7 protein-coding genes are annotated in these 7,833 nt (G+C 70.6%); 1 reads left to right on the top strand and 6 read right to left on the bottom strand.

Going from position 1 to position 7,833, the window contains the following annotated elements; translation table 11 throughout:
* Positions 1–172 precede the first annotated feature (172 nt).
* Complete coding sequence (locus tag ACFWP7_RS16600) at positions 173–1,708, bottom strand: MFS transporter (protein ID WP_384382009.1); 1,536 nt, start codon at positions 1,706–1,708, stop codon at positions 173–175.
* A 154-nt stretch (positions 1,709–1,862) separates the two neighbouring features.
* Between ACFWP7_RS16600 and ACFWP7_RS16595 the strand changes: the two genes are divergently transcribed.
* Positions 1,863–2,858 carry a helix-turn-helix transcriptional regulator gene (locus tag ACFWP7_RS16595; RefSeq protein ID WP_384382007.1) on the top strand — a complete coding sequence of 332 codons (996 nt, stop codon included), beginning with the start codon at positions 1,863–1,865 and terminating at the stop codon, positions 2,856–2,858.
* Between the two features lie 80 nt (positions 2,859–2,938).
* Here the strand turns inward: ACFWP7_RS16595 and ACFWP7_RS16590 are convergent, their stop codons facing one another.
* The 5 genes from ACFWP7_RS16590 to ACFWP7_RS16570 all read right to left on the bottom strand — a co-directional run bounded on the left by ACFWP7_RS16590 (position 2,939) and on the right by ACFWP7_RS16570 (position 7,100).
* Complete coding sequence (locus ACFWP7_RS16590) at positions 2,939–3,730, bottom strand: ABC transporter permease (protein ID WP_384382005.1); 792 nt, start codon at positions 3,728–3,730, stop codon at positions 2,939–2,941.
* Complete coding sequence (locus ACFWP7_RS16585) at positions 3,727–4,746, bottom strand: ATP-binding cassette domain-containing protein (protein ID WP_384382003.1); 1,020 nt, start codon at positions 4,744–4,746, stop codon at positions 3,727–3,729. The genes ACFWP7_RS16590 and ACFWP7_RS16585 overlap by 4 nt, the downstream gene beginning before the upstream one ends.
* 55 nt (positions 4,747–4,801) lie before the next feature.
* Entirely contained in the window at positions 4,802–5,644 is an 843-nt protein-coding gene (locus ACFWP7_RS16580) for a DUF4097 domain-containing protein (protein ID WP_384382001.1), read from the bottom strand.
* Between the two features lie 99 nt (positions 5,645–5,743).
* Positions 5,744–6,259: a toxin-antitoxin system HicB family antitoxin gene (locus ACFWP7_RS16575; protein ID WP_384381999.1), complete on the bottom strand. Its 516-nt coding sequence runs from the start codon at positions 6,257–6,259 to the stop codon at positions 5,744–5,746.
* Between the two features lie 211 nt (positions 6,260–6,470).
* Positions 6,471–7,100, bottom strand: a complete 630-nt coding sequence (locus ACFWP7_RS16570) for a TetR family transcriptional regulator (protein WP_384382035.1) — start codon at positions 7,098–7,100, stop codon at positions 6,471–6,473.
* Positions 7,101–7,833 lie beyond the last annotated feature (733 nt).

Here is a 7,833-nt window from a genome sequence, read left to right as displayed (position 1 = left end):
GCGGCGATCAACCTCATCCGCATCAACGCCTGGCTTACCGACACACCCCGCGCCCCCACCCGGACCAGCCCCCTGGCAGCACTTCGCCCCGCCGCATGACGACGGGGCGAAGTATCAGGGCCCGGGATTAACCAACAGCGTCCGTGAAGTGCCGGGCCCCTTCGGTCTTGGTTTACGAAACGAGCTCGGGCTCCTTCGTGACCTCTTCGGACGACGGGCCCCCCGCGCCCTCCGCGCCCTCCGCGCCCTCCACATGCTGCCCCGGCCGCTTCGGCAGCGCGAACATCAGCAGGAAGATCGCCGTCATCACCGCCACGACCCAGCCCAGCGCGTGCTCGAAGGCGTTCACGAAGGCCGGGCCCACCTCGGCCGAGGTCAGCCGGTCCCCCATCGTGCCGAAGAAGACGACGGACACCAGGCCGAGACCCAGCGCGTTGCCCATCTGCTGCACGGTGTTGATGAGCCCGGACGCCGAACCGGCGTGCTCGCGCGGCACCTCCGACAGCACGGCGTCCGTCAGCGGCGCCACGATGAAGCCCATCCCCGCACCCATGACGACCAGGGGCAGCGCCATCTGCCAGGAGGCGATGGACATGCCGTACCGCTCGGACTCCCAGATGTAGAGGAGTACGCCGGCCGCCATGAGCAGCGCGCCCGCCTGGAGAACCTTGCGCCCGAAGCGCGGGACCAGCAGCTGCACCGACATCCCCGCCGCCACCGACACCGCGATCGAGAACGGAACCCCGGTCAGGCCGGCCCGCAGCGGGCTCCACCCGAGACCGGTCTGCATGTAGAGCGTCCAGACCAGGAAGAAGATGCCGAGCGCGACCCCGAAGACGGTCTGTACGGCGATGCCCGCCGCGAAGCTCTTCACCTTGAAGAGGGAGAGCTCGACGAGCGGCGAACCGTCGATCCGCGCCTTCCGCTTCTCGTACGCCACCAGCGCCGCGAAGACGACCAGGGCGCCGACCATCGACACGTACCCCCACAGCGGCCAGTCCAGCTCCTCGCCGCGCGTCAACGGGTAGATCAGCATCAGCATGCCGAGCGCGACGAGGGCGACACCGACGAGGTCGAGCTTGAGGGCCCGCGGGGCCTTGGACTCGGTGATGAAGCGACGGCCCAGGATCAGGCCCGCGATACCGACCGGAAGGTTGATGAGGAAGATCGGCCGCCATTCGAGACCGAACAGGTTCCACTCGGTGAGCAGCGCGCCGAGCAGCGGCCCGGACACGGCACCCAGTCCCACGACCGCGCCGAACAGCCCGAACACCTTCCCCCTCTCGTGCGCCGGGAAGGTCGCGTGCACGATCGACAGCACCTGCGGCACCATCATCGCGGCCATCCCGCCCTGGAGAATGCGGGAGGCGACCAGCATCTCGGGGTTCACGGCGAAGCCGCACAGGGCCGACGCGATCGTGAATCCGCCGATGCCGACCAGGAAGAGCCGCTTACGTCCGTGGATGTCGCCGAGCCGCCCGCCGGTGATGAGCCCGGCGGCGAAGGCCAGTGCGTAACCCGCCGTGATCCACTGGATCTGGCTGACCGAGGCGCCCGCCTCCCGCTGGATGGACGGAATCGCGATGTTGACGATCGTGACGTCGACGAGGTCCATGAAGGCTGCGGTCATCACGATCGCGAGTGCGAACCAACGGCGTCGGTCGGCCGCTGGGGCCGGGCTGTTGAGAATGGTCTCGGTGGAGGTCATGCATTGAAGGTAGGACTCGATTAGGTCAGATCGTGTCCTAGTTGTACGGCACTCTGAGAAACATGACGACGGCAGCACCGACCTACGCGGGCGCGGATACGAAGACCGGGGCGAAGGCCTGCGCAGGCCCGGACAGGACGACAGGGGCGAGGACATGACCACCGACACACCGGCCAGGCTTCTCCAGCTCCTCTCCCTCCTCCAGACGCCCCGCGAGTGGCCCGGCGGTGAGCTGTCCGAGCGACTCCGAGTGTCCCGTCGTACCGTCCGGCGGGACGTCGACCGGCTCCGCGAACTGGGCTACCCGGTGCAGGCGACCAAGGGCGCCGACGGCGGGTACCGGCTGGTGGCGGGGAAGGCGATGCCGCCCCTCGTGCTCGACGACGAGGAGGCGGTGGCGATCGCGGTGGGGCTGCGGGCCGGCGCCGGGCACGCGGTCGAGGGCATTGAAGAGGCCTCCGTACGGGCCCTCGCGAAACTGGAGCAGGTGCTGCCGTCCCGGCTGCGGCATCGGGTGTCCACCTTGCAGGCGGCGACCACCCCGCTCACCAGCGGCGACGGAGCGAGCATCGCGCCCGAGACGCTGACCGTGATGGCCTCGACCGTGGCAGGCCGGGAGCGGCTGCGGTTCGCGTACCGCTCCGGGGACGGAACACCCTCGCGCCGCCTGACCGAGCCGTACCGCCTCGTCTCCACCGGCCGTCGCTGGTACCTCGTCGCGTACGACCTCGACCGCGAGGACTGGCGTACGTTCCGCGTCGACCGGGTGGCCGAACCCTTCGCGACCGGGGCGCGGTTCGCACCGCGCGAGTTGCCGACGGGGAATGCGGCGGAGTATCTGCGGCAGTCGATGTACCGGCGTCAGGAGACGTACGACTTCGACGTCACCTTCGCCGCGCCGGCCATGTTCGTCGCCGCACGGCTGCCCGCCTGGCTCGGGGCGCCCGAACCGATCGACGACCACAGCTGTCGGCTGCGTTCCTCCGCCGGGGACTCCGTGGAGTGGCTCGCGGTGCGGCTCGCGATGGTCGACTGCGAGTTCACGGTGCGGGAGCCGGCGGAACTCGTGCGGTGTCTACGGGAGTTGGGGACGCGGTTGACGCGAGCGGCGGACGGGGTGGCGGAGGGCGGCCGCCCGGGCGGGGAGTGAGTGGGGCATCGGGCTGAGCGGAGACCGGGGATCAACGGGACGGGACGAACCGCGGGGCGCAGCTCTCGCGCTCATACCTCCTACTTCGGGTCGCGGTTGAACGACGCCTTCGACCAGAAGTAGCCGAGCACGGTCAGTGCGAGGCACCAGGCGATGGCCAGCCAGCCGTTGTGGCCGATCTCGGTGCCGAGGAGCAGGCCGCGCAGGGTTTCGATGGCCGGGGTGAAGGGCTGGTACTCGGCGATCGGCTGGAACCAGCCCGGCATCGCGTCGACCGGGACGAAGGCGCTGGAGATGAGCGGCAGGAAGATCAGCGGCAGCGCGTTGTTGCTGGCCGCTTCGGCGTTCGGGCTGATCAGGCCCATCCCGACCGCGATCCAGGTCAGTGCCACGGCGAACAGCGTGAGCAGTCCGAAGGCCGCGATCCACTCCAGGACCGTGGCGTCCGTGGACCGGAAGCCGATGGCCACACCGACGGCGCCGACGAGCACCACGCTGGCGATGCACTGCAGCACGCTGCCGACAACGTGCCCGATGAGCACGGACCCCCGGTGGATCGCCAGCGTACGGAAGCGGGCGATGATCCCCTCGGACATGTCCATCGAGACGGACACCGCCGTGCCGATCGTGGTGCCGCCGATGGTCATCATCAGGATGCCGGGGACGAGATACGCGATGTACTCGGACCGGTCCGCCCCGCCGTCCCCGATACCCGCGCTCATCACGTCGCCGAAGATGTAGACGAAGAGCAGGAGCAGCATGATCGGGGTGAGGAGGAGGTTGAGGGTGAGGGAGGGGTAGCGGCGGGCGTGCAGGAGGTTGCGGCGGAGCATGGTGGTGGAGTCGCGTGCGGCGAGGGAGAGGGTGCTCATCGGACGTTCTCCTTGGGCTGGTTGGGCTGGCTGGGGAGGGTGGTGGGGCTGGTGGGGCTGGTGAGGGCGAAGAACACGTCGTCGAGGTCGGGGGTGTGGACGGTCAGCTCGTCCGCCTCGATGTCGGCGGCGTCCAGCCGGTCGAGGATGGAACGCAGTTCGCGCTGGCTGCCGTCGCTGGGGACGGTCAGGGAGAGCGCCTCGTCGTCGCGCGAGGTCTCGCGCAGGGCGGTGGCGGCGGTCTGGTAGGCGGTGGGGTCGGTGAAGCGGAGCCGGACGTGTCCGCCGGGGATGAGCCGCTTGAGCTCTTCGGCGGTGCCCTCGGCGGCGATCTTTCCGTCGTTCAACACGGCGATGCGGTCGGCGAGTTCGTCGGCTTCTTCCAGGTACTGGGTGGTGAGGAAGACGGTGACGCCGTCGGAGACGAGTTCGCGGATGATCTGCCACATGTTGTGGCGGGAGCGGGGGTCGAGGCCGGTGGTCGGTTCGTCGAGGAAGATGATCCGTGGGTTGCCGACCAGGGTCATGGCGATGTCGAGGCGGCGTTTCATGCCGCCGGAGTAGGTGGAGGCGGGCTTCGTCGCGGCCTCGGTGAGGTCGAAGCGCTCCAGCAACTCGGCGGTGACCCGGCGCCCCTCGCTCTTGGGCAGGTGGTGCAGGTCCGCCATGAGGAGCATGTTCTCCTCGCCGGTGATCAGACCGTCGACGGCGGAGAACTGGCCGGTGACACCGATCGCGGCCCGCACCCCGTCCGGTGACGTGGCGATGTCATGGCCCGCGACCTGGGCCTGCCCGCCGTCGGCGGTGATGAGGGTGGAGAGGATCTTCACGACGGTGGTCTTGCCGGCACCGTTCGGGCCGAGCAGCGCGAACACCGACCCGGCCGGGATGCACAGATCGATGCCGTCGAGGACGGTCTTGTCGCCGTACGACTTGCGCAGACCGATGGTGGAGACGGCGGCCGGTGGCGGCTGACCGTCACTCTGCATGGACGTGGGCATGACAGATGAAGGCATGGGGCCCTCCGGCTCGGTGAGTGAAGTGAAGGGGGAACGGCGGGAGTTGGGGGAGTCAGGCCTTGGCGCGGCGGATGTCGATGTTGCCCCAGCGGGTCCTGGCGCGGACCTCGACGGTGTTCTCGGTCTCCGCCGGAGGCGCGGACTCGGCGAGCGTGTTGTGCACCTGCCCACGCTCGGCGCTGGCGTCGAGCCAGGCGGCGGTGCCCTGGCGAATGCCGATGTCGATGGCGCCGTAGGACGTCTCCAACTGGACGGTGCCGGAGGCCACTTCCGCGATACGCAGGGCGCCGTGGGCGGTGGTGGCGGTGACCGAGGCTTCGGCGCGCTGGATGTCGATGTCGCCGTAGGCGCCGCTCGCCCGCAGGTCGCCTGTCACGGCGGCGACGGACGTGGCGCCGTGTGAGTTCTTCAGGGTGGCGGGGCCGTCGACGATGCCGATGCGCAGGCTGCCGGAGCTGGTGGTGATCTCGGCCGCGCCCTCGATCCGGTCGACGAAGACCGAGCCGTGGGAGACGGTCAGGTGGAGCGGCCCGGTCGCGTCCAGGCGGACGTCGCCGCCCGAGGTCTTGACCCGGGCCTCGCCGAGCCGACCCTCGCCGACCACCTGGGCCCAGGAGCCTGTGACGTCGATGGCCGAGCCCGTAGGCAGGTCGACCGTCACGTCGACGACGCCGGAGGGACCGATGAAGCGGCGCTCCTTCGTCCTGATGGTCAGCACGCCGTTCACGTAGGTGACCTCGGTCTGCTCGGCGGCCCGCACGTCCTTGTCCCGCTTGGGGCTGCCGGGCCGTACCTCGACCACGGTGTCGGTGCGGTCGCTCGCGGTGAACCGGAGGGAACCGGCGCCCACGTGGGCGGTGACCGAAATCGGTTCGGGAGTGTCGAAAGAAGGCATGGCTGTCCCGTCCTCCTGGGTCTTCAGGGCGTCCCCGCTGGTGGGACGTGGTGCAGGTGAAGTGGTGTGGGTGATGACGCGGTGCGGACAGGGGAGCGGCTAGCGCACCCAGCCCGTGATGCTCTGTCCGACGGTCCGGGTCTTCTCCGTCGTAGGCGGTCGGGTGCCGCCGTCGACCGCGGCCGACACCGCACGCACCAGCCACGCGTTGACCGACAGGCCCTCGCGGGTCGCGGCCTCTTCGGCGCGGGCCTTGAGATGGGCCGGCAGGCGCAGGTTGACGCGGGCGGTGCCGCCCTCGTCGCCGTCGACCGGAGCCGGGGCCCTGAGTGCTTCGACCTCAGCCGGCTCCGGGGGAAAGCCGTGGTCGGTGGGCGGCAGTGTCACCACGAAGTCGGGGTCGAGCCCCCGCAGCCGTACGTCGACCGAGCCGGGGGCGAGTTCGCGGGTGATCTCGTCCGTCGCGGCGGAGAGCACATTGAGCATGATCAGCCGGGTCGCCGACTCCAGGGGAGCGGTGAGCCTCTCTGCCAGCTCACGGGCTTCGTCGCCGCCGGCTTCGGCGGCCACCGCGAGTTCGCGGCGGAGGGTGTCGACATACGGAGTGAGATCCATGACGCCATGATGGCACCACAGTGGCGCCATGCGCAAGCGGCAAGGCGACACCTCGGGGACAGCACGCTGGCGTGACCTCTCCGACCTGCGGAAACTCACTGGCACCTAGGTGAGTGAAGATGGCGCCATGCGCGCTCATACGCTTCTCAGAGCTCAGGATGGCGCCGGGTGGCGCCACCGTGGCACACCGGGTGAGCCACGCCTCCGTCGGTCACCCGGTGTGCCACGGAAAGTCGCGAAGGGAACCGAGGTTGCGCACCGCGAGCGCGACGGGCCCGGCCGGTCCGTCTGCCGGGTCGTCGCCGGCGGCCCACGCCTCCACCGCGACGCGCACCGCCGCGCCGGCCAGGGCGGCGCCGAGTCGGATCTCGGGAGAGAGCGGCGGCAGGGGGCCGCCGGGCGGCCGGGAACCGGGTGCGCCTCCATCCCCACCCCGCGCGGTGGCGACCCGCGCCCCCAGCACCGCCGCCAGCGTCCGCTCCGCGGTATGGCACGCCTCGCCCCACACCCTCAGCAGGGCCGGGCTCCCCTCGGCCAGCCGGAGCAGGGAGCGGACCCACTGCAGGGACTCCGCGCGCACCCCGACCCCGGGTGTCATCGTCTGGATGACCGCGTGATGGAGGGCTTCGGGGACGGTCAGGTGGGCCGGGGCGTCGCGGACCGTCTCGGCCCATTTCTGGGCACCCGCGGCGAAGAGGGGGCCGAGGGACTCCTCCTTGCTCGCGAAGTAGCGGTAGAAGGTGCGCGGGGCGATGCCGGCGTCGCGGGCGATGTCCTCGGCGCGGGTGGCGCGCAGGCCGTTGCGCATGATGAGCCCGGCTGCGGCGCGGGCGATGTCCATGCGGGTGGCGGCCTTGCGCCGCTCGATCAGCGAGGGAGCCTGGCCGTCGGGCGAGGAACCCCGGGCCGCGCGATTGCCGGGGGTCCGGCGAGCAGGAGCTCGGGCGGGACGTTCCTCGGATGCCGGACCGTCGGAGGCCGAGGCCACCGGGGCCGCCGCGTCCGCGGAGGCCCGGGCCACAGGTTCGGTACCGGTCACGAACGGCAGGTTATGCCTCTGTGGCACAATCTGCCATTCGGGTCACCCCGGGGTTCAGGTTCGGGGTGGCCCGTCAAACGACCTGCCCGGAAGCAGCCTCCCACGCGCGAGGCACAGGGCCTTCCGCACCCCTCTCGCCGGGCAGCAACCACACGAGGCACAGGGCCCCGCGCCCCTCTCCCCGGGGGCAGTAGTCGCACGAGTCGCCGGCAAGGATCACCCGAAGCGCCCGGGCATGAACCTCACGAGTCGCCCGGACAGCAACCACGCGCATCGCCCGAACAGCAACCACACGAGCCTCGCCGTCCCGCGGGCAAACTCGCCGTCCGCCCCGCAGACAAAAAGGAGCCGAGCCCCGGCGCCAGGGGGGGAGGCGCCGGAGCTCGGCTCTGGAAGAGTCCCGGCGCGGGGGGGGTGTGCGTCGGGACTCGGCTTCGGGGGTCACGGACGTATGCCCGGGACCCTGGGGCCTAACCCTGGGCCCTGAAGTCTTGTTCCCAGAGCCCAGCAAGTTGAAGCGGCCTAACACGGCCAT

The organism is Streptomyces sp. NPDC058470, from assembly GCF_042721055.1.
GTDB lineage: Bacteria > Actinomycetota > Actinomycetes > Streptomycetales > Streptomycetaceae > Streptomyces.
The sequence above is the reverse complement of the archived record's forward strand: the minus strand, read 5'-3'. Positions and strand labels throughout refer to the sequence as shown.

Coding starts and splice junctions, on each gene's coding strand:
- ACFWP7_RS16600 (WP_384382009.1), bottom strand. CDS start 1,708: ATGACCTCCACCGAGACCATTCTCAACAGCCCGGCCCCAGCGGCCGAC.
- ACFWP7_RS16595 (WP_384382007.1), top strand. CDS start 1,863: ATGACCACCGACACACCGGCCAGGCTTCTCCAGCTCCTCTCCCTCCTC.
- ACFWP7_RS16590 (WP_384382005.1), bottom strand. CDS start 3,730: ATGAGCACCCTCTCCCTCGCCGCACGCGACTCCACCACCATGCTCCGC.
- ACFWP7_RS16585 (WP_384382003.1), bottom strand. CDS start 4,746: ATGCCTTCATCTGTCATGCCCACGTCCATGCAGAGTGACGGTCAGCCG.
- ACFWP7_RS16580 (WP_384382001.1), bottom strand. CDS start 5,644: ATGCCTTCTTTCGACACTCCCGAACCGATTTCGGTCACCGCCCACGTG.
- ACFWP7_RS16575 (WP_384381999.1), bottom strand. CDS start 6,259: ATGGATCTCACTCCGTATGTCGACACCCTCCGCCGCGAACTCGCGGTG.
- ACFWP7_RS16570 (WP_384382035.1), bottom strand. CDS start 7,100: ATGGACATCGCCCGCGCCGCAGCCGGGCTCATCATGCGCAACGGCCTG.